This is a genomic window from Actinomadura viridis, from assembly GCF_015751755.1.
In the GTDB taxonomy this organism is placed as follows: domain Bacteria; phylum Actinomycetota; class Actinomycetes; order Streptosporangiales; family Streptosporangiaceae; genus Spirillospora; species Spirillospora viridis.
Genome location: NZ_JADOUA010000001.1, coordinates 840,710 through 867,247, shown reverse-complemented (window position 1 = coordinate 867,247; position 26,538 = coordinate 840,710). Strand labels below are relative to the sequence as shown.

General features: G+C 74.8%; 24 protein-coding genes. 14 read left to right on the top strand and 10 right to left on the bottom strand.

The genetic code is table 11. The annotated features are described in order from the left end of the window. Positions 1-24 precede the first annotated feature (24 nt). Positions 25-1,290, top strand: a complete 1,266-nt coding sequence (locus IW256_RS03870; RefSeq protein ID WP_197009628.1) for a nucleotide sugar dehydrogenase — start codon at positions 25-27, stop codon at positions 1,288-1,290. A 144-nt stretch (positions 1,291-1,434) separates the two neighbouring features. Then, positions 1,435-2,604 (top strand): glycosyltransferase family 4 protein, encoded by a 1,170-nt coding sequence (locus tag IW256_RS03865; protein WP_197009627.1) that lies wholly within the window; start codon positions 1,435-1,437, stop codon positions 2,602-2,604. Positions 2,605-2,656: 52 nt separating this feature from the next. Here the strand turns inward: IW256_RS03865 and IW256_RS03860 are convergent, their stop codons facing one another. Beyond that, positions 2,657-4,723, bottom strand: a complete 2,067-nt coding sequence (locus IW256_RS03860; protein ID WP_197009626.1) for an outer membrane protein assembly factor BamB family protein — start codon at positions 4,721-4,723, stop codon at positions 2,657-2,659. A gap of 144 nt (positions 4,724-4,867) precedes the next feature. On the opposite strand from IW256_RS03860, the gene IW256_RS03855 reads away from it, so the two are divergent. From IW256_RS03855 to IW256_RS03830, 6 genes are all read left to right on the top strand, one after another. Further along, a complete protein-coding gene (locus IW256_RS03855; RefSeq protein WP_231403641.1) occupies positions 4,868-5,464 on the top strand; it encodes an HD domain-containing protein in 597 nt (198 codons plus the stop codon). A 29-nt stretch (positions 5,465-5,493) separates the two neighbouring features. Then, positions 5,494-6,030 carry an SRPBCC family protein gene (locus tag IW256_RS03850; protein ID WP_231403640.1) on the top strand — a complete coding sequence of 179 codons (537 nt, stop codon included), beginning with the start codon at positions 5,494-5,496 and terminating at the stop codon, positions 6,028-6,030. 21 nt (positions 6,031-6,051) lie between these two features. Next, positions 6,052-6,831, top strand: a complete 780-nt coding sequence (locus IW256_RS03845; RefSeq protein ID WP_307828727.1) for an acetoacetate decarboxylase family protein — start codon at positions 6,052-6,054, stop codon at positions 6,829-6,831. Next, complete coding sequence (locus tag IW256_RS03840) at positions 6,828-7,580, top strand: SDR family NAD(P)-dependent oxidoreductase (protein ID WP_197009624.1); 753 nt, start codon at positions 6,828-6,830, stop codon at positions 7,578-7,580. Before IW256_RS03845 ends, IW256_RS03840 begins: the two co-directional genes overlap by 4 nt. 209 nt (positions 7,581-7,789) lie before the next feature. Beyond that, positions 7,790-10,309, top strand: coding sequence for a HelD family protein (locus IW256_RS03835; RefSeq protein ID WP_197009623.1), 2,520 nt, complete (start codon positions 7,790-7,792; stop codon positions 10,307-10,309). Positions 10,310-10,408: 99 nt separating this feature from the next. Further along, positions 10,409-11,128 carry an MBL fold metallo-hydrolase gene (locus IW256_RS03830; RefSeq protein ID WP_197009622.1) on the top strand — a complete coding sequence of 240 codons (720 nt, stop codon included), beginning with the start codon at positions 10,409-10,411 and terminating at the stop codon, positions 11,126-11,128. A 209-nt stretch (positions 11,129-11,337) separates the two neighbouring features. On the opposite strand, the gene IW256_RS03825 is transcribed toward IW256_RS03830, so the two are convergent. The 6 genes from IW256_RS03825 to IW256_RS42025 all read right to left on the bottom strand — a co-directional run bounded on the left by IW256_RS03825 (position 11,338) and on the right by IW256_RS42025 (position 17,358). Beyond that, a complete protein-coding gene (locus IW256_RS03825) occupies positions 11,338-12,219 on the bottom strand; it encodes a glycosyltransferase family 2 protein (protein WP_197009621.1) in 882 nt (293 codons plus the stop codon). Next, on the bottom strand, positions 12,220-13,050 hold the full coding sequence (locus IW256_RS03820; RefSeq protein ID WP_231404280.1) for a CDP-alcohol phosphatidyltransferase family protein: 831 nt from the start codon (positions 13,048-13,050) through the stop codon (positions 12,220-12,222). A gap of 10 nt (positions 13,051-13,060) precedes the next feature. After that, positions 13,061-14,134 (bottom strand): iron-containing alcohol dehydrogenase family protein, encoded by a 1,074-nt coding sequence (locus IW256_RS03815; RefSeq protein WP_197009619.1) that lies wholly within the window; start codon positions 14,132-14,134, stop codon positions 13,061-13,063. A 136-nt stretch (positions 14,135-14,270) separates the two neighbouring features. Further along, positions 14,271-15,002, bottom strand: coding sequence for a phosphocholine cytidylyltransferase family protein (locus IW256_RS03810; protein ID WP_197009618.1), 732 nt, complete (start codon positions 15,000-15,002; stop codon positions 14,271-14,273). Positions 15,003-15,004: 2 nt separating this feature from the next. After that, positions 15,005-15,727 (bottom strand): DUF5941 domain-containing protein, encoded by a 723-nt coding sequence (locus tag IW256_RS42030; protein ID WP_197009617.1) that lies wholly within the window; start codon positions 15,725-15,727, stop codon positions 15,005-15,007. Further along, the gene (locus tag IW256_RS42025) at positions 15,724-17,358 is read right to left on the bottom strand and encodes a CDP-alcohol phosphatidyltransferase family protein (RefSeq protein WP_197009616.1); all 1,635 of its coding nucleotides are present in this window, start codon (positions 17,356-17,358) and stop codon (positions 15,724-15,726) included. The genes IW256_RS42030 and IW256_RS42025 overlap by 4 nt, the downstream gene beginning before the upstream one ends. Before the next feature lie 125 nt (positions 17,359-17,483). On the opposite strand from IW256_RS42025, the gene ispD reads away from it, so the two are divergent. Together ispD and IW256_RS03790 are read left to right on the top strand one after the other, a co-directional pair. Continuing rightward, complete coding sequence (ispD, locus tag IW256_RS03795; RefSeq protein WP_197009615.1) at positions 17,484-18,287, top strand: 2-C-methyl-D-erythritol 4-phosphate cytidylyltransferase; 804 nt, start codon at positions 17,484-17,486, stop codon at positions 18,285-18,287. After that, positions 18,284-19,096 (top strand): glycerophosphodiester phosphodiesterase, encoded by an 813-nt coding sequence (locus tag IW256_RS03790; RefSeq protein WP_197009614.1) that lies wholly within the window; start codon positions 18,284-18,286, stop codon positions 19,094-19,096. The genes ispD and IW256_RS03790 overlap by 4 nt, the downstream gene beginning before the upstream one ends. Before the next feature lie 65 nt (positions 19,097-19,161). On the opposite strand, the gene IW256_RS03785 is transcribed toward IW256_RS03790, so the two are convergent. Together IW256_RS03785 and IW256_RS03780 are read right to left on the bottom strand one after the other, a co-directional pair. Then, complete coding sequence (locus IW256_RS03785) at positions 19,162-19,986, bottom strand: hypothetical protein (RefSeq protein WP_197009613.1); 825 nt, start codon at positions 19,984-19,986, stop codon at positions 19,162-19,164. Positions 19,987-20,139: 153 nt separating this feature from the next. After that, on the bottom strand, positions 20,140-21,177 hold the full coding sequence (locus IW256_RS03780; RefSeq protein ID WP_197009612.1) for a glycosyltransferase family 2 protein: 1,038 nt from the start codon (positions 21,175-21,177) through the stop codon (positions 20,140-20,142). 199 nt (positions 21,178-21,376) lie between these two features. Between IW256_RS03780 and IW256_RS03775 the strand changes: the two genes are divergently transcribed. From IW256_RS03775 to IW256_RS03760, 4 genes are all read left to right on the top strand, one after another. Further along, a complete protein-coding gene (locus IW256_RS03775) occupies positions 21,377-23,146 on the top strand; it encodes an LCP family protein (protein ID WP_197009611.1) in 1,770 nt (589 codons plus the stop codon). Positions 23,147-23,214: 68 nt separating this feature from the next. Next, positions 23,215-24,006, top strand: a complete 792-nt coding sequence (locus tag IW256_RS03770) for a metalloregulator ArsR/SmtB family transcription factor (RefSeq protein WP_197009610.1) — start codon at positions 23,215-23,217, stop codon at positions 24,004-24,006. After that, entirely contained in the window at positions 24,003-24,818 is an 816-nt protein-coding gene (locus IW256_RS03765; protein WP_197009609.1) for an SDR family NAD(P)-dependent oxidoreductase, read from the top strand. Before IW256_RS03770 ends, IW256_RS03765 begins: the two co-directional genes overlap by 4 nt. Continuing rightward, on the top strand, positions 24,815-25,336 hold the full coding sequence (locus IW256_RS03760) for an SAM-dependent methyltransferase (RefSeq protein ID WP_197009608.1): 522 nt from the start codon (positions 24,815-24,817) through the stop codon (positions 25,334-25,336). The genes IW256_RS03765 and IW256_RS03760 overlap by 4 nt, the downstream gene beginning before the upstream one ends. On the opposite strand, the gene IW256_RS03755 is transcribed toward IW256_RS03760, so the two are convergent. Next, a complete protein-coding gene (locus IW256_RS03755; RefSeq protein WP_231403639.1) occupies positions 25,329-26,498 on the bottom strand; it encodes an acyl-CoA dehydrogenase in 1,170 nt (389 codons plus the stop codon). The genes IW256_RS03760 and IW256_RS03755 overlap by 8 nt on opposite strands. Positions 26,499-26,538: the final 40 nt, after the last annotated feature.

Genomic DNA, 26,538 nt, shown 5'->3' with positions numbered 1-26,538 from the left:
TGAAACCCACGAAGGGAGCCACCGGTGGATCTGGTGGTCATCGGGCTCGGCTACGTCGGGCTGCCGCTGGTACGTGAGGCCTGCCGGGCCGGGCTCCGGGTCGGCGGCCTGGACCGCGACCCGAAGGTGGTCGAAGGGCTGCTGGCCGGACGGTCGCACATCGACGACGTCACGCCCGGCGAGGTACGGGAGATGCTGGCGTCCGGGTTCACGCCCAGCCTGGACGAGAACGTCCTGGACGGCGCCCGCACGATGGTGATCTGCGTGCCCACGCCCCTCTCCGAGGAGGGCGGCCCGGACCTGACCGCTGTCCGGGGGGCCGCCGGCGGCATCGCCCGGCACCTGGCGCCGGGCACCCTGGTCGTCCTGGAGTCGACGACCTACCCGGGCACCACCGAGGAGGTGCTGCGGCCCCTGCTGGAGGAGGCCAGCGGGCTGGTCGCCGGCACCGACTTCCACCTGGCGTTCTCGCCCGAGCGCATCGACCCGGGCAACCCGGTCTTCGGCGTGGCCAACACGCCCAAGATCGTCGGCGGGCTCACCCCCGCGTGCGCCCAGGCCGCCGCGGCCCTCTACGGCAAGTTCGTCGAACGCGTCGTGCAGGCCAAGGGCACCCGCGAGGCCGAGATGGCCAAGCTGCTGGAGAACACCTACCGGCACGTCAACATCGCCCTGGTCAACGAGATGGCGGTGTTCTGCCACGAGCTGGGGATCGACCTGTGGGACGCGATCGACTGCGCCGCCACCAAGCCGTTCGGGTTCCAGGCGTTCCGGCCCGGTCCCGGCGTCGGCGGGCACTGCATCCCCATCGACCCCAACTACCTGTCGTACAAGGTCCGCTCGCTGGGGTACCCGTTCCGCTTCGTGGAGCTGGCCCAGGAGATCAACGACCGGATGCCCCGCTACGTCGTCGAGCGCGCGCAGCAGCTGCTCAACGGGCAGGGCCGGGCCCTCAAGGGCGCCGAGGTGCTGCTGCTGGGCGTCACCTACAAGGCCGACATCGCCGACCAGCGCGAGTCCCCGGCCCGGCCCATCGCGCGGCGGCTGGCCCGCCTGGGCGCCCGCCTCAGCTTCCACGACCCGTTCGTGAAGGAATGGCGGGTGGACGGGGCCGAGGTGCCCGCGGCGGGCGACGACCTGCCGGCCGCGCTGGCCGCCGCCGACCTGGCCGTCGTCCTGGCCGATCACTCCGCCTACGACGCGGGGACGCTGGCGCGGCACGCCCGGCTGCTGTTCGACACCCGGGGCCGCACGCGCGAGCTCCGCGGCGAGACCGTCGACCTCCTCTGACGGAGCGGCACGCCCCCCGGCCCGGAGGGCGTGCCGCCGCCCGGCGGTGTCCATCGTCCGGACCTGCGGCATTCATCCGCAATTTACACAGCACACGCAGACTCTTCCGTGGGACATTTTCGACACCCATCCGGAGTGAGCCGAATGCGGGTCTGCGTTTGCACGATCGTGCACCACCCCGAGGACGCACGGATTCTGCACCGGCAGATCCGTGCACTGATCGACGCGGGCCACGAGGTCACCTATATCGCCCCTTTCCGGGCCTGCAATGTGACCCCATGGCGTGAGATCAGCCCGGTGGACGTGCCCCGGGCGGCCGGCCGCCGGCGGCTGCGCGCGCTGCGCGCCGCCCACCGGGCGCTGGTCGAGCACGCCGCCTACGCGGACGTGGTGCTGCTGCACGATCCCGAGCTGCTGGTCTCCCTGCCGCGCGAGGTGCGCCGCCGCACGGTGGTGTGGGACGTCCACGAGGACACCGCCGCCGCCCTGTCCGCCAAGGGCTGGGTGCCCGGCCCGGCCCGGCCGCTGCTGCGGCCCCTGGTCCGGCGCCTGGAGGCACGCGCCGAGCGGCGGCACCGGCTGCTGCTGGCCGAGGAGGGCTACCGGTCCCGGTTCCGCGGGGAGCATCCGGTGGTGCCCAACACGACCTATGTCGCCGAGACGCCGCCCGGCGCGCCCGACGGCGTCCGGGCCGTCTACGTCGGCCACCTGTCGGCCGCGCGGGGCGCCCTCGACATGATCGGGATGGCCCGGCTGCTGGCGCCCGAGGGGATCATGGTGGAGCTGATCGGCGCCGCCGACCCGGAGGTCCGTCCCCAGCTGCGCGCCGCCCAGCGCGACGGGGTGCTGCGCTGGTACGGGTTCGTCCCCAACGACCGGGCCCTGCGCATCGCCGAGGGCGCCATGGCCGGCCTGGCGCTGCTGCACGACGAGCCCAACTACCGCCACTCGATGCCGACCAAGGTCGTGGAGTACATGGCGCGCGGCATCCCGGTGATCACCACGCCCAACCCGCCCGCCGTGCGGATCGTGGAACCGGCCGGTTGCGGGATCGTGGTCCCGTTCGGCGACCCGGCCGCCGCCGCGGACGCGGTGCGCAAGCTGCGCGCCGACCCCGGGCTGCGCACCGACCTCGGCAGGCGCGGCCACGAGACCGCCCGCGCGCGCTTTCACTGGCCGGTGCACGCCGAACGCTTCGTGGCGCAGCTGGAGACCTGGGCGGGCCGCACCCCCACCCCGCCTCCGGCGACGGCCCCGGCCCCGGCCCCGGCCACCGCGCAGCCCCCCGCGCAGACCTGGGAAGGCGCACGTTGACTTGCGGCGAGTTGTCGCCTCGGAGCCGCCCAGGACGACAACTCGCCGCAGGTCAACGCGCGGTCGGGAGGCGTGCGGAGACGGCGCGGGCCAGGCGGGCCGCAACGCCGGGCGGCGACGAGGCCTCGACCATCACGATGTAGCGATCCACCCGGAACGCGATCGTGCCCGGCGTCGGGCCGATCTCGAACGCCTCGTCGGCGCCGATGTCGGTACGGCGGCGCGTCTGGGACTGGGTGGCCTGGAGCGTCTGGAGCAGCGCGGAGGCGGCCGGGGCGCTCGGCGCCACCCACTTCACCGTCACCGTGGGGCCGCGCTCGCCCCAGCGGGAGTCGTCCCGCGCGTCGCGCGAGGGCGAGGGCGAGGGGTCGGGCGTCCGCTCGCCGTCCCGCCCCTCCGGGCCCCCGGACGACCCGGACGGCTCGTCGGACGACCGGGACGGCTCGGACGACCGGGACGGCTCGGCTCCCGGGGACGGCTCCGTGCTCCCCTCCCGGCCGGGGCGGCCGGTGGGGTCGGGCGAGCCGTCCGGGGCGGGGGGCCGGCCCGGCCTGCCGCCCTTCATGTCGTAGGCGCAGGTCACCGGGTGCGGCAGCCGGACGCCGCCGAGCGCGGCGCGGCCCGGCCTGGTCGTGAATCTCCCCTCCAGGCGGGCGGCGGCGAGATCGCTCTCCTTCAGCAGCCCGCAGGCGTCCGGCCAGTCCGCCGCCACGGCCCCGCCGAGCTCGGCCGGCCCCGGCCCGCCGGGCCCGCCGCGCAGCGCCACCAGCCTGGCCGAGCCGGTCGGCCGCGGCGCCGCCTCCGGAACGGCCACGTACAGCAGCCCGCCCGCCGCCTCCAGCCACGGGCGCACCCCGCTCAGGGCCGGGTCCATGGCGAACGGGACCGGCACCGTCGTGGCCCGCCCGCCGCCGGGATCGACCACGTCCACCCCCGCGGGCAGCAGCCGCTCGTCGAGCTTGGGCCGCAGCGCGTAGACCCTGCCCCCGGCCTGGGCGAGCGCCGCGTACGCGGGCACCTCGCGGCTCCACTCCGTGCGGCCGGAGGAGACCTGGACCGCGTCCATGCGGCTCTTCCCGCCGCCCGCGCCATCGGGGCGCCGCACGACCAGGAGGCGCCCGCCGGCGAGGGCGGCCGGGCACATGGCGTCGCCGCAGAGCTCGTCGCCGTTCCAGGCGGCGGTCTGGACGCCGTCCGGGCCGAACACCCGCAGCGCCGTGCCGTCGGAGGCCAGCGTGATCCCGTCGAGCACCTGGACGTCGGGGGCCTCCGCGGAGCCGAGCGAGCGCATCCACCGCACCCGGCCCCCGGACGGCTCCAGCGCCAGCAGCCGGCTGCGGCCGTCGCAGTCCAGCGCGAGCACCGACAGGGCCTCCACACCGTCGGACGGGTGCGCGGCGTCCTCGAACAGGCGGCAGCCGGCGGGCAGCCGCTGGGTCCAGCGTCTCGACCCGTCGTCGGCCGACCGCCCGTCCACCGTCGTGCGGTCCTTGCCGGTGGTGAGCACCATGCCGGAGCCGCCCGGCCAGCGCAGCGTCTTGCGGGTGGCCGCCGCGGGCCGCTCACCCGCCCGCCGCCACAGCACCCCGCCGGACAGCGCGTCGAACCCGATCATCTGCCGTTCGCCGCGGTCGCCGTCGCGCTCGAAGTAGCCGACGAGCCGGGACCGGGTGGCCGACCAGCCGAGCATGGTCCAGCCGACGCGGCGGTAGCTCCAGCGGGCGGCGCCGGTACGGGCGTCCCGCACCTCCAGCCCCCGGCCCGAGGCGGTCACCGCCTGGCCCTGGGCCACCGCGAAGGCGACGCCGCCGTACCCGGTGAGGGGGCCGCGGCGCACCTGGGCCGAGCGCTGCCAGCTGACGGCCAGCGGCCCGGACGGCGGCCCCAGATCGGCCAGCGGGGCGACCGGGGCGGTGGTGACGGTGTGCCGGACCTGCCACCACTCGGCCCGCACCACGGCGCGGCTCACCAGCACCACGACCACGGTCACGGCCACGCCCACCGACAGGACCGCGAGCACCAGCCGCCCCCTGCCGGGCGCGCGGGGTGCCCGGCCCGGGGCCCGCTCCCGACCGCCGCCCACGACCGTGCCGCCTCCGTCCTCCGCCTCCGGCGCCATCGCGCCGCCATCACGTACCGTGCACCTACCGGCCCGCGCCCGTCCCGCCCGCCTCCCCCGCGGCGTGCCGGGCCGAGCACGCCTCCCACCATGCCCTGTGCCGGGCGCCCGCGCGACACGGCCGGGCCAGAACGGAGCAACCTGTTGGACGACATCTTCACCGCCTGGCGTACCTGGGACGAGGCCCGCGCGGACCTGGAGGGACGGGAGGCGCTCGACCTGCCGGCGCTGGAACGGGCCGTCGCCGCCGCCCGGGAATGGCACGGCGAGCAGCGGCGCCCCACGGGCGTCCCGTACGTCGAGCACCTCCTCGAAGCGCTGGAGGTACTGGTACGCGGCGCGGGCGAGACCGGCACCGAGGTGCTGTCGGCGGCGCTGCTGCACGACGTGGTCGAGGACACCGGGGCCACCGTCGGGGACGTGGAGGCGCGTTTCGGGCCCCGGGTCGCCGAGCTGGTGGACTGGGTCAGCAAGCCGCCGGTGGCGGCCGGGGGGCGGCAGGCCAAGCGCGCCGCCAAGGCCGCGTACCTGCGGCGGCTGCGGGACGCGCCGCGCGAGGCGATCGTGGTCAAGCTGGCCGACCGGGTGAGCAACGTGCAGCGCCTCGAACAGATGCCCCCCGACTTCCAGCGCCGCTACTACGCCGAGACGGTGACCTACATCCTCCCCCTCGCCGAGGGCCACCCGTGGTTCGCGGCCTGGTACGAGGACTGGCGGCGCCGCTACGCCCACCTGCGCTGAGCCAGGGCGGGGGGACGTCTCCTCTCCTCATGCGGGAGGATCCGGGCATGGAACGCGAATGGGTGGCCGAGGAGAGCATCGTGGTCGACGCGGCTCCGGACGCCGTGTACGCGGCGGTGTCCGATCCGCGCCGGATGCCGGACTGGAGTCCCGAGCTGTTCGCGGTGTGGGTCCGCGGCCGGGGCCGTCCGGCGGGGCCGGGCACCTCGTTCACCGGCTTCAACCGGATCGGGTGGCGGGTGTGGTTCACCGGCGCTCGGGTGACCGCGGCCGTCCCCGGCGAGACCTTCGCGTTCCGGGTGTCGAGCTTCCGGATGCCGGTCGCGCTGTGGGGCTACCGGATCGAGGACGTCGGCGACGGCTCCGGCCCCGCGCGCACCCGGGTCACCGAGTACTGGCAGGACCTGCGCCGCGACAACCGCGGAGCCGGCCTGGTGTCGCTGCTGGGCAGGGTCTTCACCGGGGTGCCCGCCGAACGCCGCGCCGAGGTCAACCGGGCGGGGATGCGGGCCACGCTCGAACGGATCAAGGCCGCGGTGGAGGGCCCGGGCGTGACAGCGAAATGAGAACCTGTTCTACTTAGGGGCGTGACACCAGGGACTCGGGAGCATCTGATCCAGGGCGAGCGGGTCGCCCTGCCCGTGCGGATCCGGGACGCCGCCGTGGCGTCGGCGATGTTCGCGGTGCCGGCGGCCCCGGCGCGTGCGCTGATCGCCTACTCCGGCCTGGACGTCGCCGAGCCGTACCCCGGCCGGGCGATCTGCTCGCTGGCCTGCGTCCGCTACGCCGACGGCGATCTCGGCCCGTACCACGAGTTCGCCGTCGCCTTCCTCGTCCGGCCGCCCGGATCCGGCCCGCCCGGCCACCCCCCGGGCGGCGGCGTCCTCCGTGGCCTGGGCGCGCTCCGCGGGGCGGGCGGCCTCCAGGGACTCGGCGCGTTCATCCACTGGCTCCCGGTCAACCAGGAGTTCACGCTGGAGGCGGGCCGATCGATCTGGGGATTCCCCAAGGAGCTCGCCGACATCCCCATGGACCTGGCCGCCCGCACCAAACGCTGCGCCGTCCGGTTCGGGGGCCGTACCGCGATCGAGCTGTCGGTGGCGCCCGGCCTCCCCGTCCCGTCCGGACGGGCCGCGCCCGAGGTCACCGCCTACGCCTGCCTGGACGGGGTGACCCGCCGCATCCCCTGGACGCTGGAGGCGTCCGGTGTCCGGATGCGGCCCGGCGGCGCCCGGGTCACGCTGGGCGACCACCGGGTCGCCGACGAGCTGCGCGAGATCGGCCTCGACCGCGCCCGCGCGCTGAGCGGCGCCACGGTCGCCCACCTGGCGATGACGTTCGGCGGCGCCGAGGAGGTGGGACCGTGACGAGGACGGCCCTGGTCACCGGGGCGGCGAGCGGGCTGGGCCGGCTGGCCGCGCAACGGCTGGCCGCCGCCGGCTGGGACGTGGTGGCGGTGGACCGCGACGAGGACGGCCTCGCCGCGACCGCGCTGCGCTCCCCCAACACCCGCGCGCGCGTCTGCGACGTCGCCGACGCCGCGGCCGTCGCGAGCGTGGCGGCGGAGACCGGCCCCGTGCACCGGGTGGTGCACGCCGCCGCGGTCTCCCCGCTCGTCCCCGCGCTGGAGCAGCCCCTCGACGAGGTCGAACGGGTCCTGCGGATCGACTTCCTGGGCACGGTGAACGTCGTCCGGGCCACGCTTCCGGGGATGCTGGAACGCGACCGGGGCGAGCTGGTCCTGTTCTCCTCGCTGGCCTCCTGGATGCACGCCGCCGGATCCTCGGCGTACGCCGCGGCGAAGGCGGCGATCAACGCCTACGCCGAGACGCTCCGGCTGGAGCACCGCCGCAGCGCCGTCCGGATCCGGGTCGTCTGCCCCCGCCAGGTCGACACGCCCGCCTTCCGCGCCGCCCTGGCCGCGAACCCGGGCCTCACCGGCGGCCTGAAGCCCCTGGCGCCCGGAGCGGTGCTGGACGCCGTCGACCGCTCCCTGGCGGCACGGGACGGGCTGTACGTCTTCCCGGACGCGCTGACCCGGACGCTGGTGCGCGTCAAGCGGCACGCGCCCGGCCTCGCCGCCCGCCTGCTCGAAAAGGTGGCCGCCGCCGACTGAACGGCACGTCCGGCCGTTCCCGGCGGCCCCGGGGCCGTTCCGGCCGCCCCGTTCCGCTTCCGGCCGCCCCCCGGCCGCCCCCGGCCGCCCCCGGCCGCCCGGGGAACGGGTCGCGGGCGGGATTTCGGGGAAGTGCGCACCGAACGACTAAGCTGTCTCTTTCGCCCCGCGCGGGCGGTGTCGAGCACGGACGGTTGGGAGCAGCCTGCATGTCGTCCCAGGTGAAGGGTCGGACGGCCACGGTCAAGGATCGCGAGATCGCCTCCGAGCAGCGCTATGTCGACCTGGCGTACGCGCGGCTGGAGGAGATGCGCGCCGAGGCCCAGGCCATGATCCGTGAGGGCTACCGGCAGTCGCTGGCCGGCACCAAGAGCTCGCTGGTGGACCGGGACGCGATGGTGCACCAGGCGGCGATGCGCGCCAAGGCGCTGGACGTCGCCGACGACGGGCTGGTCTTCGGCCGCCTCGACCTGGCCCCCGGCACGGCCGCCCCGGGCACGTCGGCCCCGGAGACGGCCGCCACCCCCTCCACCCGCGGCGAGGTCCGCTACATCGGCCGGATCGGGGTCCGCACCCCCGACCACGACTCCCTCGTGATCGACTGGCGCGCCCCGGCCGCCGAGGACTTCTACCGCGCCACCCCGGAGGACCCGCGCGGCGTGATCCGCCGCCGGGTGCTGCACTCGCGCGGGCACACGGTGGTGGACCTGGAGGACGACCTGCTCGACCCGTCCGCCGCCGACGACCTGACGGTGATCGGGGACGGCGCGTTCCTGGCCTCCCTGGCCCGCACCCGCGAGGGCGCGATGCGCGACATCGTGGCCACCATCCAGCGGGAGCAGGACGAGGTCATCCGCGCCCCGGCCGACGGCACCGTCCTGGTCCGCGGCGCCCCCGGCACCGGCAAGACCGCGGTCGCCCTGCACCGGGTCGCCTACCTGCTGTTCCGCCACCGGCGCCGGTTCGGGTCGCGCGGGGTGCTGGTCGTGGGGCCCAACCGCCGCTTCACCGCCTACATCGAACGTGTCCTTCCCTCGCTGGGCGAGGGCTCGGCGACGCTGCGTTCCCTGGGCGACCTGGTGGACGGCGTGGCGGGCACCGTCCACGACTCCCCCGAACTGGCCCGGCTCAAGGGCGCCGAGGCGATGACGCGGGTGCTGCGGCGCGCCGTCACCGACCAGGCCCCCGGCGCGCCCGACGAGCTGCGCGTCGTCCACAAGGGCGTGGTGGTACGGCTCGACCGCGCCCGCCTCGACAAGATCCGCAACGAGGTGCACCGGCGCAGCCGGGGCAGCGTCAACACCGCCCGCGCCCGCGCCGCCGAGGCCCTGCTGGACGCCCTGTGGGCGGCGTTCAGCGACCTGGGCGGCCCCGAGGCCGCGGCGGCCTCGGCCGAGGGCGACCTCGGCCTCTGGAACGCGCTGCTGGCGGCCGACGGCCTGGAGGCCCTCGACGACTCCGGCGGCACGGGCGGCGCGGCCCCCGCGGCCGGCGGCTCCAACGGGGGCGGGGACGCGATGCGCGCCGGGTTCCTCGCCCGGGTGCGCGAGCAGCGCGAGTTCACCGACTTCCTGGTCTCCTGGTGGCCGATCCGCCGCCCGCTGGACGTGCTGCGCTCGCTCGGCGACGCCGGCCGGCTGCGCCGCGCCGCGGGCCGCGACCTCGACCGCGACGCCGTCCGCCTGCTGGCGGACGCCTGGTCCCGGGCGCTGTCCTCCGACGCCTCCCCGTCCGGCACGTCCCCCTCCGGCACCCCGGTGCTGAGCTACCAGGACATCGCCCTGCTCGACGAGATCGACGCGCTGCTCGGCCCGCCGCCCCGGCCCTCCCGGCGCCGCCGCGCCGCCGCCGAGGACGACCCGTTCGTCGTGGACGGCGTCAACATCCTCACCGGCGAGGAGGCCGCGGACGAGACCTGGCAGCCGGAGATGCAGGAGCTGACCTCCTCCATCGAACGGCTGGAACGCTCGCGCCGCGTCGACGACGGCGTGGTCGAGGAGCGCCCCGAGTACGCCCACATCGTCGTGGACGAGGCCCAGGACCTGTCCCCGATGCAGTGGCGGATGCTCGGCCGCCGGGGCCGCCAGGCCAGCTGGACGGTCGTGGAGGACCCCGCCCAGAGCGCCTGGGAGGACCTGGGCTCGGCCCGCGAGGCGATGGAGCAGGCCCTCGGCGGCACGGGCGGCGGGGGCTCCCGGAACGGCCGGTCCCGGCGCGGCGGCCGGAGCCGCAAGCCGTCCCCGCGCCGCGCCCGGCACGAGTACGAGCTCACCACCAACTACCGCAACTCCACCGAGATCGCCGCCGTGGCGTCCCGGGTGCTGGCCCTGGCCCTGCCCGGCGCCCGCCCGGCCCGCGCCGTCCGCGAGTCCGGCATCGACCCGGTCGTGCGGGTCCTCCCGGAACGGGACCACGAGGAGGCCGCCCGCGCCGCGGTGACGGAGCTCCTGGAGCGGGTGGAGGGCACGATCGGCCTGATCGTCCCGATCGGCGACCCGGCCGTCCGCGAGCGCCTGGCCGCGGGGTTCCCCGAGCGCGTCCAGGTGCTGGACGTCCTGGAGGCCAAGGGCCTGGAGTTCGACGCGGCGGTGATCGTGGCGCCCGAGACGGTGGCGGCCCAGTCCCCCCGCGGGCTGCGCGTGCTGTACGTCGCCGTCTCCCGGGCCACCCAGCACCTGACCGTGCTCACCGCCGACCCCGGCTGGCACGACACCCTTACCGCCGGCTGAGAACGCGGGCCCGCGGGCCGCGGGGCCGCTTCGCCGTGGGCGGATTCGTTCTGAGCTGATTCGCCCCCGTGTGACGGCGGCACTCCCTAACGTCAGGACATGGACGTCATCCAGCTACTCCCGGAGTTCCACTTCCTGCGTTTCCCCATCGGCCACGCCTACCTCTGGAAGGGCACCGACGGGCTCACCCTGATCGACTCCGGCGTTCCCGGTTCGGCCCCGGCCATCGCGACGGCGATCCGGGAACTGGGACACCGGCCCGCCGACCTGCGCCGGCTGATCCTCACCCACTTCCACGAGGACCATGTCGGCTCCGCGGCCGACATCGCCGGCTGGGGCGAGGTGGAGGTGCTCGCCCACCGCGCCGACGCCCCGTTCATCCGCGGCGAGGCCCCCGGGCCCGCGCCGGTCCTGGCCGCCTGGGAACGGCCGATCTTCGAGAACGTCATGGCGCGGAAGGGCGACGCGGTCCCCGAGCCGGTACGGGTGGACCGCGAGCTGGAGGACGGCGACCTGATCGACCTCGGAGGCATCGAGGCCGTGGCGGTGACCGCGCCCGGTCACACGCCGGGCAGCGTCACCGTCCACATCCCCGACGCCCGCGTGCTCGTCACCGGCGACACCGTCGCCCGCGCCCCCGACGGCGGCGACGTCATCCTCGGCGTCTTCAACGTGGACACCGCCCAGGCCGTCGAGTCGTTCGGGCGGCTGGCGGAGCTGGACACCGAGATCGCCTGCTTCGGCCACGGCGAGCCGTCCACCCGCGACGCCCGCGCCGAGCTCCGGGCGGCCGTGGAGCAGCTGGCCGGCCGGAGCTGACGCGAACGAACGCTTGGAACGCGCTAATCGGTGGCTGGGGCCTGTCTCGAAGTGGCCTCAGCCAGCGCGCGAGCGCGCTGGCTGCCCGGTGGGGCGATGCCGGAGGCGAGCCTCGCCGGGCAGATCGCGAAGCGATGCCGCGCTCGCCAAGGCCCGGTGAGGCGCGAGCCGCCAGGCGAGCGCCGTGGGCCGGGACTTCGAAACGGAGCTTAGATGATCGGTGGGCGGCCGGTGCGGGTCATGCGCCAGGCCGTCCGCCACGAGATGGGACGGCGCCGGCCGGCGGGCTTGCGCCATCCTTCGAAGAACCCCTTGAACCACGGCTTGAGCGCGCTCGGCCTGCGCTCCCGCAGCACGGTCATCGCGACCCACACGCCCAGGTAGGTCAGCGCGATCGGCCAGGGCAGGTTGCGGCGCGCCAGCCACACCCGGTTGCGGGCGTTGTAGCGGTAGAACATGTCGTGCCGCGTGGGCAGCACCGCCGGGTGGAACATCACCGCCGAGGCGTCGTACACGATCCGGTAGCCGGCGTTGAGCACCTGCCAGGCCAGATCGGTCTCCTCGTGCGCGTAGAAGAAGTCCTCCGGCAGCCCGCCACCGGCGTCGAACGCGGCCCGCCGGATCGCGCACGCCCCGCCCAGGAACGTGGTGACGTCCGAGGACCGCTCGGGGTCGCCCGCCCGCAGCCGCGGCACGTGCCGGCGCTCACCGCGCCCGCCCTCCGGGTCGCGGACCCGGAACGAGACGACGCCCAGCTCCGGATCGGCGGCGAACCGGTCCCGCAGGTGCGCGCCGAGACGGGTGGAGCGGTACCAGCCGTCATCGTCCAGGAAGAGGATCACCTCGCCGCAGGACGCCTCGACCCCGCGGTTGCGGCCCGCGGGGATGCCGACGTTGCGCGGCAGCCGGATCGTCTTGACCCGCTCGTCGTCGAACGGCGCCCGGCCGGCCTGGTCGCCCACCGGGTCCGCGCCGTTGCCGACGAGCACCACCTCCACGTCGACGTGCTCCTGTTCGAGAGCACTGCGCACGGCACGGGCCAGCTCCTCGGGCCGGTTCCCCATCGTGAGCACGACGACCGACAGTTTCATCTACTTCAGCCTCCGCGAGGCGAGAATGCTCACCAGGTGCAGCAGGGTCTGCACGACCGCCACGACCGCGACCGCGACCGTCAGGACACGGATGGCGGCGGGGGTCGAGGTGCCCAGGACGACGTCCAGGGCGGCGGCGGCAAGGATCAGCAGGGACAGCTCCACCGCGCCGATGATGCGGTGGAAGCGCAGCATGGACGCCGCCTGCCGGGCCAGCGCGATACCGGTCGACCGGGGCCGCAGCGCCCGGTCGCCGCCGCTCGGGTCGGCGGGCAGGCCCGACTTGGCCCGCGCCACCACCACGTTGTCGGTCTCCGCCTTGATCAGCGCCGCGCCCAGCGCCGCGACCAGGCCCAGCTCGGCGTAGCCGCCGTTGGACCAGCCGCCCTGCGCGGCGAAGCCGAGGCCGATCAGCAGCGAGACCTCGGAGAGGTAGTGCCCGATCCGGTCCAGGAAGACCCCGGCCACCGAGGTCTGGCGCAGGTAGCGGGCGACCTCGCCGTCCACGCAGTCCAGCAGCAGGTAGACCTGGATCAGCACGGCCCCGCCCAGCGCCGTCCACAGCGCGCCCGTGCCCGAGACCGGCAGCGACACCACGACGCCGGCGGCCACGCCGCACGCCATCATCATGTAGGTGAGCTGGTTGGGGCTGAAACCGAGCCGCATGGCCAGCCAGGCGAAGTACGGGGACAGGTCCCGCATGTAGAGGCGGCCCGCCCAGTGCTCCTCGTTGCGCCGGTCCTTCAGGCCGGGGGGCTGGCCGTACCGCCGGACGTCGGCGACCCGCGCCGACCGCCGGGACGGCCGCTGGTCGTCGCCCGGACCGGGCATCTCGGGCAGTTCAGCCGCCATGGGCTTCGACATACTCTTCCACCGCCTTGAGGATCGCGCCCTGGTCCAGGCCGAGATGCTCCAGGATCGTATAGCGGCCCGGCCGGGTCTGCGGGGCATACTGCACGGCCTCCGCGAACTGCTCGGCGGTCAGCCCCACGTCGCCGGGCAGCCGGGGCAGCCCGTGCCGCTCCAGGCACGTGAGGATCTCCGCCAGCCGCTCCCCGCCCGCCCCGAGGCGCGTCGCGCGCAGGTGGTAGCAGAACGCCGTGCCGATCCCGGCCAGCTCGCCGTGGTTGGCGGTGCCCGGGAACAGCTGGTCGATCGCGTGCAGGATCTCGTGGTCGCCGCCGCTGGAGGGCCGGGACGACCCCGCGAACGCCATCGCCATGCCCGACAGCACCAGGCCCTCGGCCAGCACGGTCAGGAACCGGTCGGACTCGATGGACTCGGGCTGGTGCAGCAGCGCCTCGGCGGCCGTCCGGGCCACCGTCAGCGCCATCCGGTCGACCGGCTCGCCGCACTCCTCGGCGGCCAGCAGCCAGTCGTCCACCGCGGAGAAGTTGCTCACCACGTCGCCGATGCCCGCCCGGACCAGCCGCTCGGGCGCGGCCCGCACGTAGTCCAGGTCGACCACCATCGCCAGCGGCATCACCACGCCGAACGAGCCCTTGCCCTTGTCGTGGGTGAGCGAGGCGACCGGGGAGCAGATCCCGTCGTGGGAGAGGTTGGTGGCCACCGAGACCATCGGGATGCCGGCCAGCGTCGCCGCGTACTTGGTGGCGTCGATGGTGCGGCCGCCGCCGATCCCGACCACCGCCTCGTACGAGCCGGCCCGCAGCTTGGAGCCGAGGCTGACCGCGGCCTCGACGGTGCCGCCCTCCACCTGGAAGACCTCGCAGGCGTTCAGCGACGGCCGGACGTGCTCGGCGATCTGGTCGCCCTGGCCCGGGCCGACCGCGATGGCCACCCGGCCCTCGGTGACGATCCGCCGGTCGGCCAGCAGGTCGCCGAGCGCGGCGACGGCGCCGCGCCGGACGTCGATGGACAGCGGCGCGGTCAGCATCCGCGTCAGCAGGGGCATAGGGAGTTCCTCGCTCGGGTCGTCGTGCGGAACGCCCGGGGCACCGGTGGCTCGCCCGGGGCCGGCGGGGCGGTGTCCGTGCGGCGGGCCGGCCCCCACGCCCCCCGGCACGTGCGGACCGCCCCTGTGATCAGCGTCAGTAGCCCTTGGCGATCCGGCGGGCCTTCTCCAGGTCGTCGTGGTTGTCGACCTCGACCCAGTCCACCTCGCCGATCGGGGCGACCGCGATGGAGCCGCCGCGGTCGACCAGCTTCTGGTACCCGTCCTCGTAGTAGAGGTCGGGGTCCCCCTCCCAGGTGGCCTTGAGCGCGTCGGCCAGCGGCTCGGCGGCGGCCGGCTCGATCAGGGTGGCGCCGATGTACTCCCCGTACGCCTCGGCCGGGTCCATCAGCTTGGTGATCCGCTGGAGCCGCCCCCCGGCGTCCAGCGTGACCTTCATCTCCTCGTCGGCGAGAGTTTTCACGTTGTCCACCGCGAGCAGGATGTCCGGTCCCCGGTTGGACAATAGTGTTTTCTCCACGCCGACCGGATGGACCGTGTCACCGTTCACCATGAGGACGCCCTTGGAGAAGTGCTCCCGAGCCAGCCACATGGAGTAGGCGTTGTTCCACTCCTCGGCCTTGTCGTTGTGGACGAGGGTGAGCGAGACGCCGTAGCGCCGTTCGAGGGCGTCCTTGCGCTCCTCGACCGCACCGGCGCGGTAGCCGACGACGATGACCACGTCGGTCAGGCCCACCTCGGCCAGGTTGCCCAGGGCGATGTCCAGGATGGTGGTCTCGCCATCGACTGGGACCAGGGCCTTGGGGAGCGTGTCGGTGTACGGGCGCAGCCTCCGGCCCGCACCCGCCGCCAGCACCATGCCGATCATGCTTACTCTTCCTCCAGGTCACCCGTCAGGACATCGCCGCGTCCGCGCGCGTCTCGGCGCATGCCACCGTCTCCGCCACCGTGCCCGTACCGCGCCCATGTGGCGACGCTCTCACCCGCGAACAACACGCCAAGGTAGACGGCGAGCGCCGCGCAGGCGAACGGGAGAAGGCCGGACAGGCCCGCGAAGGCCACGAGCAGCATCCGGCCGTCCCACCCCAGCCCGGCCCGGAAGAGCCGTTCGGGGGGCCGGAGCCCCTGGCGGGTGCGGTACACGATGTCGTAGTGGTGGTACGCCAGAACCGCGAGCAGCACGTAGACGAGCGGTGCGGCCACGCCCTGCGCGAACCCCAGTGCGGCGAGGTAACCATACTCGATCAGGCGGATACCGGGTGGGACAAGCCAGTCGAACCTGCCCCCGTGGGGACGCCCGGCGCCCGGCCCGGCCAGCGCGACGACGGCCAGCGGAACGAGCAGCGCGGCGACCCGCTGCTGCCCCACTCCCGTGATCAGCAGCGCCGCCGTCACCGCCAGGGCGGCCAGCGTGCCCGGCAGCGGCGACGGCCTGCCGCGGGCCAGGTGGCCGAGCGCCGAGGCCAGCGCCCCGTCGTCCCGGAACGCGAGCAGCCGGCCGCGGACGATCGCCCCGTCCGCCGCGCCGCCGGTCGCGCCGCCGATCTCTCCCGTTCCGCCCGGCGGCAGCGGCTCCCGTGCGTGCGCGGTCATGCGGCGGCCGCCCTCAGCGTCCGGCCGGCCAGGGTGTAGGCGGCGGCGACCGTGCCCCAGATCAGCAGGGCCAGGAACGTCACCCGGGCACCGGCGACGGCGGCGGTGACGGCGATCAGCGCGAACCGTTCACCGATCGGCAGCACGATGATCTTCTTCGCCCAGTGCAGCGCCCGGATCCGGCTCGTCCGCCTGGACAGCCGCGCGACCGCGCTCGTCCCCGCGTCCTGCGGGGCGTCCGGGACTTTCGGGATCCCCGGCGCCTTAGAGATGCTCGGGGCCTTCGGGACGTCCGGCGGGTGTGCGGTGTCCGCCGGTCCCGCGGTCTCCGTCCCCGCGAACGGCCGGGCGCGCGCCTGGAAGGAGAAGTCGACCATGTGCCGCACGGTCTGGAGGATGAGCACCGCGACCGCGAGCGCCCACACGTCGACACCGCCGGCCCCGCCGCCGGCCCCGCCGCCGGCCCCGCCGCCGGCCCCGCCGCCGGCCGTGGCGGCGGCCGTGGCGGCGGCGGTGGCCCCGGCGGCGAGGCCCGCGTACAGCCCGTACTCCTTCGCCCGGTCGCCGACGGCGTCCAGCCAGGCGCCCATCGCGGTCAGCCGGCCGGTGTAGCGCGCGAGCTGCCCGTCCACGCAGTCGAGCACGAACGCCAGGTAGACCAGCACCGCGCCGGTGACCATCCCGGCCCGGGTGCCGGCCGCGAACCACATCGCGGCGAGTGCCGCCAGGGCCATCGAGGCGACCGTCACGGTGTTGGGCGCCACTCCCCGGTTCGCGAGCAGGCGGACGAGATGGGGCGAGTACGAGCTGACCGCGAAGGTGGAGAAGAAGCCGTCGTCGCTCTTGACCGCCGCGGCCAGCCGCGCCCGTTCCTCGTCCGCGCCCTCCAGCGCCGCCCGCGCCTTGCGCGCCTGGTCCTCGTCGGCGGCGCGGCGGCAGACGAGCCCGCGCCCCGGGCACGCGGCGACCGGCGTGCCGAACCTGGCCAGCCCGGCCAGCAGCAGCTCGGCCGCGTCCCCCTCCTCGATCGCCTCGGGCACCCCGGACTCCTCCAGCGACGCGGCCAGTTCCTCGGCGACGGTCGCGACGTGCTCCGCCTCCGAGGGCGCGAAACGCAGCAGCGCGGGGGAGGCGGCATTGGGCCTGGCGACCTCGTGGTGGTCCGACTCCGTGGCGACGACCAGGCCGCGCTCCACCCTGGCGCCGGCCATCCCGTACGCGCCGCCCGGGACCGGGGGGAGGGTGACCGCCGCCAGCGGCGCCTCGACGTCGTCCAGCAGCCGGATCAGCAGCTCGTCGCCGCAGACCAGGTCGGCGGCCAGCACCAGGACCTGCTCCCCGGCCACCCGGGCCACCCGGGCGATCTCGCGGAGGTCGCCGGGCACATCCGCGGACTCGGTGATGAAGTGCCCGTCCGCGCGCAGTTCGGGCGCCGCCTCGGGCCGCCCGACGACGTGCACGTCCGGTACGTTGAGCAGGGTCAGCTGATCGCAGAGCCGCGCCAGGAGCGTCGGCGGGCCACCGGGCTCCGGCCCGCCGCCCGGCCCGCCCCCGTACGGCAGGGCGGCCGCGGAGAGCGGCCCGGATCCGCCACAGGCTCGCCCGGTCGCGATGATTACCGCTACGGTCATCGGCGCCTCCGACGTGTTCGGGAGAGGATGCAGAGGGGCTCCGGAGCGGATCCGGACGTCCCGAAGAGCAGGAATGACTGCTCAGCGTATTCGGTCGACCACACTACGCGACAAGATGGGGAGACATGGCGGCGCAGACGGTTGCGGTGGTCCTGGCGGGCGGTGTGGGGCAGCGGGTCGGCTCCCCCGTGCCCAAGCAGCTCATCGAGGTCGGCGGGCGCCCGATCCTGGCGCACGCGATCGCGGCCTTCGACGCGCATCCGGGGATCGGCGAGGTGCTGGTGGTGATGACGCCGGGGCACGTGCCCACCGCCGCCGCCCTGGCCGCACCGTTCTCCAAGGTGACCGGGGTGATCGAGGGCGGCGACACCCGGACCGGGTCGACGGTCGCGGCGCTGGGCGCGCTGGCCGGGCACCCCGGCGACACGCGGGTGCTCTTCCATGACGCCGCCCGCCCGTTCGTGGACGCCCCGGTGATCGACCGGGTGCTGGCGGCGCTGGAGACGCACGAGGCCGTGGCGGTCGGCGTGCCCTCCTCCGACACCATCGTCATGGTCGAGGACGGCCTGGTCGCGAGCATGCCGCCGCGCGCGTCACTGTGCCGCTTCCAGACGCCCCAGGGGTTCCGGCTCGCCACCGTGCGCGCGGCCTACGACCTCGCGCTGGCCGACCCGGGGCTGCGCGCCACCGATGACTGCGGCATCGTGCACCGCTATCTTCCGGACGTGCCGATCCGGGTGGTGGAGGGCAGCGAGCGCAACCTCAAGGTCACCCACCCGCTCGACGTCGTCGTCGCCGAGCACCTCGCGGGCACCGCCGGCGCCCCGGACGCGGGCACGACCGCCGGCACGACCACGGGCACGACCACGGGCACGACCGCCGACACGACCGCCGGCGCCACCGGCACCGACCTTCCGGAGACCACGTGATCTTCGAGCAGCGGCCCACCGTCATCGGGCACCGCGGCTTCGGCTCGGGCGAGCTCACCGCGCCCGGCCGCACCGGGACCCTGGCCGAGAACACCGTCCCCTCCCTCATGGCCGCGCTCGACGCGGGCGCGTCCTGGGTGGAGATCGACGTCACCCGCACCGCCGACGACGCGCTGGTGCTGCGACACGACCCGACCACCGCCGAGGGCGCGTTCCTGGTGGACACCACCGCGGAGGCCAGCGGGCTCCCGCTGCTGGCGGAGGTGTTCGACGCGCTGCCGCCGGAGGTCCCGGTGGACGTGGACGTCAAGACGATCCTGGAGGACGCGGTGGACGCGCCCTCCCGGCGGACCGGGGCGCTGCTGGTGCCGGTGCTGGAGCGGGAGGCCCGCCGCCGGCCGCTGCTGGTGACCTCGTTCGACCCGTCCCTGCTGGCCCATCTGCGCGAGCACCTGCCGGGGGTCCCGCTGGGGCTGCTGACCTGGCACCGCTTCCCGCTCTGGCACGGGGTGCCGGCCGCCGCGGGCCTCGGGCTCCAAGCGGTGGGGATGCACACGGCGTCGTTCGGGTTCGACCAGCCCGACTCGCGGCTGCGGCCCCTGGAGCACTGCGTGGACGTGGCCCACACGGCCGGGCTGGAGCTGCTGGCCTGGTGCCCGACGGCCGAGCGCGCCGGCGCGTACGCGGCGGCCGGGGTGGACGCGCTGGTGGTCAACGACGTGCCCGGCGTCGTCGGCGCCCTCTCCCGCGGCGCGCGGGACCCGGGCGAGGAGTACGAGACCGCGAGCCCCGCGGGATCACCCGACTGACGTCCCGGACACCGCCGAGACGTCGCCGGGACACCGGGACGCCGGGACACCGCGCAGGGGGCCGGTCAGTGCCCGCTCTGGTCGCCTCGTCCGCGCGGGCCGCCCTCGCCGCTCTGCCCGTCCTGGCCTCCGCGCAGGTCGCTGCCGCCGTACATCTGGGTCCACTCACCCGGCTTCTCGTGGCCGTCGCCGCGCTGCGGCTCCGGAGAGCCCGCAGGGAGCGCCTGAGGCCCTTCCGGCTCGGCGCCGGGCCGCTGCCCCTCCTGCGGGCGGTGGGGCGCCGGAGGGGCGCCGGGCGGCGCGGGAAAGGACCCCGGTCCGGGCGCCGGCCCCGGAGAGAACGGCTGGCCGCCCGGCTGCGGGTGGTACTGCCCGGGAGCCGGTGGCGTGCCGTACGGACCGCCCGGGACGGGCTGGCCTCCGTACGGGCCGCCCGGCGCCGGAGCGGGGGCCTGCCTCTGCGCCCGCGGGGCGGACCGCCAGCGCGAGGGCGCCAGCGAGGCCACGACGAGGGCCACCCCCAGGACCATCAGGAAGCCGGTAGGGCCGAGCATCGTGTACCCGCGATCAAAGCTGCCGGGCAGGACGTTCAAGCTGGTCCGGACACTGAACGCGGGCGCGATCATCCACAGCGCGCCCGGCACGAGGAACGCCAGGCCGGGGATGAGCGACGCCACCGGCGAGATCCGGCTGCCCATCACCAGGCCGAGCAGCAGCGCGGCCAGCAGGAGCAGCGTGACCGGGAGGATCCGTTTGGACCACGTCGGGTCCATGAAGGTCCGGATGTAGATCGTCGTCCGCTCCGTGCCGTACATCAGGCAGCCGGCGATCAGGGGTGTGACGATCAGGCCGATCACCACACCGAGCCCGTGGCGTGCGCCACCGGACATGGTCACCTCCTCGGCGGGCCGGACGGACGGTTCCGCCCTCGTGCACCCTGAGACGCGGTGACCAGTATGCCGGTTCGGACCATGATCGGCTTTTTGCCGGGATCAGCCCTTCGCCGGGTCACTCCGTTCGCCGGTGTCAGCCCTTCGCCGGTGTCAGCCCTTCGCCGGGCTCGGCTGGCCCAGCCCGGGCGGGCTGGTCAGGAACCCCACGCCCCAGGACAGGTGCATGGTGGCGAAGACCAGCGGGAGCCGGATCCAGGCCGCCGGCGGCAGGCCGCGGCCCTCGACGACGGCGCCCGCCACGATGGCGGCGGCGTACCCGCCGGGCAGCAGCCAGCCCGGCCAGAACCCGAACGCCCCGGCCACCACGCCGGCGGCGATCGCCACCACGGCCAGCGGCGGCGCCAGGTAGCGCAGGTTGAGCGTGCCCTGGTGCTCGCGGCCCACGACCCGCCGCCAGCGGCCGGTGTGGTAGTACTGCTTGGCCAGCGCCCGCAGGTTGGGTCGGGGACGGTAGGTGACCCGCATCCGGGGCGTGAAGTAGATCTTGCCGCCGCTCTGCCGGATCCGGTGGTTCATCTCCCAGTCCTGCGCGCGGACGAAGGTCTCGTCGTAGCCGCCGACCCGGTCCAGCGCGCTGCGCCGGAACGTGCCGAGGTAGACGGTCTCGACCTCGCCGGCCTCGCCGCCGGTGTGGAAGCGGGCGTTGCCGACCCCGATCTTGGAGGTCATCGCGCGGGCCACCGCCTGCTCGAAGGCGGTGACGCCCTCGGCCGCCATGATCCCGCCGACGTTGTCGGCGCCGGTCTCCTCCATCGTCTCGACGGCCGCCCGCACGTAGTCGACGGGCAGGAGCGAGTGGCCGTCCACCCGGACGATGATCGAATACTGGGACGCCTTGATGGCGATGTTGAGGCCCTGGGGGGTGCGGCCGGTGGGGTTGGGCACCACCACGATCCGGGGGTCCTCGGCGGCCAGCCGGTTGGCGATCTCCTCCGTACGGTCACGGGAGGGTCCGATCGCCAGCACCAGCTCAAGCTCTCCCGGGTACTCCTGCAACAGGATCCGGCGGACGGCGTCGGTCAGGTGCCGTTCCTCGTTGAGCACGGGCATCACCACCGACACCGCCGGCCATGTGCGGTCGACGGTGCCGGGCTGCGGAGCGCTCTGCGCGCGGGAAGACGGATTCATCTGGTCTCGCGGGCTCTCTCTCGATCGTCCATCACGCAGCTCGTACGACCCGGGCATCCGGGGACAAGGTCAAGACGGCGACACGTTACTGCAAGGACACGAAGTCCAGGTACCGAACGGACAGGTGTCTCCCACTTTAGAGTGGGAACCCACTCGCGTCAGAAAGCACCGAGAAGTTCTCCGGGAGGCGGCGGCCAGGATGGCAGACGGGCCCAGGAAGCCGGGCGGGCGGCGGCGGACCGGCGGGAACGGTGGCGGCACCGGCCGCGACACCGGCCAGGACGCCGGGACGGGCGCCGGTAAGGACACCGGGAAGGGCGCCGACGATCCGCTGGAGCGGTACTTCCGGCCCCGGCCGGGGGGAGCGCGCGGCCCGGTGCCGGGCGGCGCGGCCGACGACGACGAGATCGAGGGCGTCACCGTCGACGGGGTGCCCGCGCCGCGGGTCGCGGTGGAGGGCCCGCGCGGCCCCCGGCGGCCCGGCACCGCCCTGAGCCGTTCCTCCGCGCTGAGCGCCCGCAGGCAGCGCCGCTTCCTGATGCTCACCGGCACCATGTCGGCGTTCGTGCTGCTCACCTCGGGCGGCGCCTGGGCGTTCCAGAACTACGTGACCGGGGCGATCGACAAGATCCGGGTCAGCGGGCTGGGCCGGGACGGCGGCGGCCCCAAGGGCGCGATGACCATCCTGGTGGCGGGCGTGGACCGGCGCGAGGGGCTCACCCGCGAGCAGCAGCGCGCGGCGCGGCTGGGCCGGGAGGCGGGCGAGCGCTCCGACACGATGCTGCTGGTGCACGTCGCGCGCAACCACGACCGGGTGACCGTGGTCAGCCTCCCCCGCGACTCGTACGTGACGATCCCCGCGCACAGGTCGAACGGGTCCGAGGGCGCCAAGGGGTCCTCGGTGCCGTCCCGTCCGGGCAAGCTGACCTGGGCCTACCAGTTCGGCGGGCCCGACCTCACGGTGGACACCGTCAAGAGGGCGACCGGCGTGTCCATCGACCACTACGTCGAGGTCAACTTCTACGGCTTCGTCAGCATGGTCGACGCGCTCGGCGGCGTGGACGTGTGCACCGAGCAGCCGATCAACGACAGGAAGAGCGGGCTGGTGCTGCCCGCCGGGAAGTCGCATCTGGACGGCCTCAAGGCGCTCGGTTTCGCGCGGGCCCGCTACACCCTCACCGGCGGCAGCGACCTGGGCCGTATCGACCGGCAGCAGCAGTTCATGGCCGCAATGATGAAGCAGGCCCTCAACACCCGGACGCTGAGCGACCCGGTGAAGTCGTCCCGGTTCCTCAACGCGGCGCTCAAGTCGCTGCGGGTGGACGACGACCTGGCCGACAACCTGCCCAAGCTGGCCGACCAGATGAAGAACCTGTCCACCGACAACCTGACCTTCGCCAACGTCCCCCTGTCGAATCCCGATCACAACGCGGTGCTGTGGAACGCCCCCGGCGCGCAGTCCACCGTCCTGTGGGACCGGAGCGGGGCGGACGACCTGTTCACCAAGATCCGGCGGGACCAGCCGGTCACCAAGCCCTCGCCCACGGCCACGCGCCCCTCGGCGACGCCCACCCCCTCGCCCACCGGCCCGACCATCCCGCCCAAGGAGATCCAGGTCAGCGTGCTGAACGCGATCGGGACGCCGGGCCTGGCCACCAAGGCGGGCGGGGAGCTGCGCAAGGTCGGGTTCAAGGTCACGGTCGTCCCGGGCGTCGCCCGGCGGGGCCTGAAGACCACCACGATCCAGTACGGGCCCGCCCGCGCGGACTCCGCCGAGACCCTGGCCGCCGCGATCCCCGGCGCCAAGCTCAAGAAGATCGGCTCGCTGGGCTCGCGGATCCAGGTGATGGTCGGCGGCGACTGGCCGGGCGCCGAACGGGTCGAGGTCGCCGAGCCCGCACCGTCCGCCACGCCCCGCCAGGAGCGGGAAGTGGAAGCGCGCACGGCCACCCAGAAGCTCTGCCGCTGACCTTCTGACATGCCCTTTTCACCCGTTGGCGCTGGCACACGGGCTGACATGTTGGTATAAACCCACATATGAGCAGACGCGTCGTGCCCGACGAGGAGCCCCTGTGGCGTGCGCTCGCCGACCCGACCCGGCGGGCGATCCTGGACGCCCTGCGCGCGGGACCGCGCACCACGGGCGTCCTCGCGGCCGGTTTCCCCACCACGCGCTACACGGTGATGGAGCACCTCGGCGTCCTGGTCGACGCCGGGCTGGTCACCGTGGAGCGGCGCGGCCGGGAGCGGCTCAACCATCTCAACCCCGTGCCTCTGCACGAGGCGTACGAGCGCTGGGTGCGCCCGCTGGGCGCCTCCGCCGCGAGCACGCTGCTGCGCCTCGACGAGGCCGTGACCCCGAGGAGGGAACCGATGGCCCATCCGATGGACCTCGGCATAGACGTCCGGGCCCGCCACCAGGTGGACGCCGACGTCCACCGCACGTGGGAGGCGGTCCTCGACCTGCCCGCGTGGTGGCCCCGCCGCTGGAGCGAGGACGAGCGGCTGGCGTTCGAGCCGTACGTCGGCGGGCGGCTCGGTCCGGTGGCCGGCGGCGGGTTCGGCCCCGGCGCCGAGGGCGAGCTGTGGGGCACGGTCACCGCTCTGCGGCCGGAACGCCTCCTCGTCGTCGACGGCGCGATGGGCCTGCCCGGCCCCGTCGCCGGCCAGTGGCGGCTGAGCCTGGAGGACGCCGGCGGCGGGACGACCGCGGTCACGGTCGAGCACCGCGTCGCCGGCGCGGTCGACGAGGAGACCCGCGACTGCTACGGCGGCGGCTGGGAGGAGACCCTGGCCGGTCTCGGCGCGTACGCGGAGGCGGCCTCATGAGCGCCCCCGCCGAGAACTCCGCGCCGGTCGCCGTCGTCACCGGGGCGGCCCGCGGCATCGGCCGGGGCATCGCGCTGGTCCTGGGCGAGGCGGGCGCGACCGTCTACGTGACCGACCGGGAGAGCCGGGGGCACCGCCACTCCGACCTGCCCGGCACGGTGGAGGACACCGCCGAGCAGGTCACCGCACGCGGCGGCCGGGGCATCGCGGTCCCGCTGGACCACCGCGACGACGCCGCCGTCGCGGCGCTGTTCGACCGGGTCCGCGCCGAGCACGGCGGGCTCGACCTACTGGTCGCCAACGCCTGCAACGGCAACGCGCTGCCGTTCACGCCCGGCGTCCCGTTCTGGGAGCTGCCGCTGGACCACTGGCCGAACCTCATGGAGGTCGGGGTGCGCAGCCATCTGGTCTCGGCCTGGCACGCCGCCCCGCTGCTGGTCGAACGGCGCGGGCTGCTGGTCGTCACCGGGTACGCCGACGAGCGCTCGGAGGTCGTCGGCCATGTCTTCTTCGACCTGGCGATGAACGGCGTCACCCGGCTGGCCCGCACGCTCGCGCACGACCTGCGCCCGCACGGCGTCACCGTGCTCGGGCTGGCGCCCGGATTCACCGCGACGGAGGCGATCGTGGCGGCGCTCGGCGCGAACCCGCCGGGCGCCGACTCGCAGGAGTTCCCCGGCCGCGCGCTGCGGGCGCTGCTGGAGGATCCGGAGGTCGCCCGGCACTCGGGGCGGATGCTGCCGGTCGCCGAGGTGGCGGCCGAGTACGGGCTCACCGACGTTCCGGCGACCCCGGCGGCGGGCGGCGCGTGAACGTCCCGGAGCGGGTGCGCTGGGCCGTGGAGGTGCTCGACCCGGGCCCGGCCGACCGCGTCCTGGAGATCGGCTGCGGCCCCGGCGTCGCGGCGGCTCTGGTCTGCGCGCGGCTGGCCACGGGGCGGCTGCTGGCGATCGACCGTTCGGCGGTGGCCGTCCGCCGGACCACCGAGCGCAACGCCGCGCACCTGGCCGCCGGGCGCCTGGAGGTGCGGCGGTGCTCGCTGGACGCGCTGGAGGGCGTGCCGCCGGGGAGCCTGGACGCCGCGTTCTCGATCGACGTGAACGTGTTCTGGACCCGGCGGCCGGTCGCGGAGCTCGACCGGCTCGCCGCGGCCCTGCGTCCCGGCGGCGCCCTGCACGTCCTCTACGGAGCGTCGGGGCCGACGGCCGGCGAGCGGGTGACCGGTCCCGTCGCCGGGGCGCTGCGCGAGCGCGGGTTCGGCGAGGTCACCGTGCTCACCGGCCCGCGCGGCCTCGGCGTCTCCGCCCGCCGGCCCGCCGGGCTCACTTGAGCAGCTGGCGGGCGATCACCATGCGCTGGATCTGGTTGGTCCCCTCGTAGATCTGCGTGATCTTGGCGTCCCGCATCATCCGCTCGACCGGGAAGTCGCTGGTGTAGCCGTAGCCGCCGAGCAGCTGGACCGCGTCGGTGGTGACGTCCATGGCCACGTCCGAGGCCAGCGCCTTGCACGCCGAGGACACGAAGGTGAGGTCGCCGATCTTCTCGCCGTGCATGGCGCGCTCGGACTTGATGGCGGCGTGGTAGGTGAGCTGGCGGGCGCCCTCCAGCCGCATGGCCATGTCGGCCAGCATGAACTGCACACCCTGGAAGTCGGCGATCGCCTTGCCGAACTGCCTGCGCTCCTTGACGTAGCCCAGCGCGTAGTCCAGCGCGCCCTGGGCGATGCCGAGGGCCTGCGCGGCGATGGTGATGCGGGTGTGGTCGAGGGTGGCCAGCGCGGTCTTGAAGCCGGTCCCCTCGGCGCCGATGATCCGGTCGGCGGGGATCCGCACGTCCTCCAGGATGACCTGGCGGGTCGGCGAGCCCTTGATGCCGAGCTTGCGCTCCTTCGGGCCGAACGACACGCCCGCGTCGGACTTCTCCACGACGAAGGCGGAGATGCCCCGCGCGCCCGCCGCCGGGTCGGTGACGGCCATCACCGTGTAGTACTCCGACACACCGGCGTTGGTGATCCACATCTTGGCGCCGTTGAGCACCCAGTGGTCGCCGTCCCGGACGGCGCGGGTCTTCATCCCCGCCGCGTCCGAGCCCGCCTCGGCCTCCGAGAGGGCGTAGGAGAACATGGCCTCGCCCCGGGCCACCGGAGTCAGATACTTTTTCTTCAGCTCGTCGGAGCCGGACAGCAGCACCGGCACCGTGCCGAGCTTGTTCACCGCCGGGATCAACGACGACGAGGCGCACGCGCGGGCGACCTCCTCGATGACGATCACGGTGGCGAGGGCGTCGGCCCCGGCGCCCCCGTACGCCTCCGGGACGTGCACCGCGTGCAGTTCGTTCTGCACCAGCGCGTCGAGGGCCTCCTGGGGAAAGCGGGACTCCTCGTCGACCTCGGCCGCATGCGGCGCGATCTTTGCGTCGGCGAGCTCGCGGACCGTCGCGCGGAGCAGCTCGTGCTCCTCCGACGGGGCGTACGTGGGAAAGTCGGGACTCATAGCGCGCATGCTACCCATCGGTACTCTGCGTCCTCCGAGG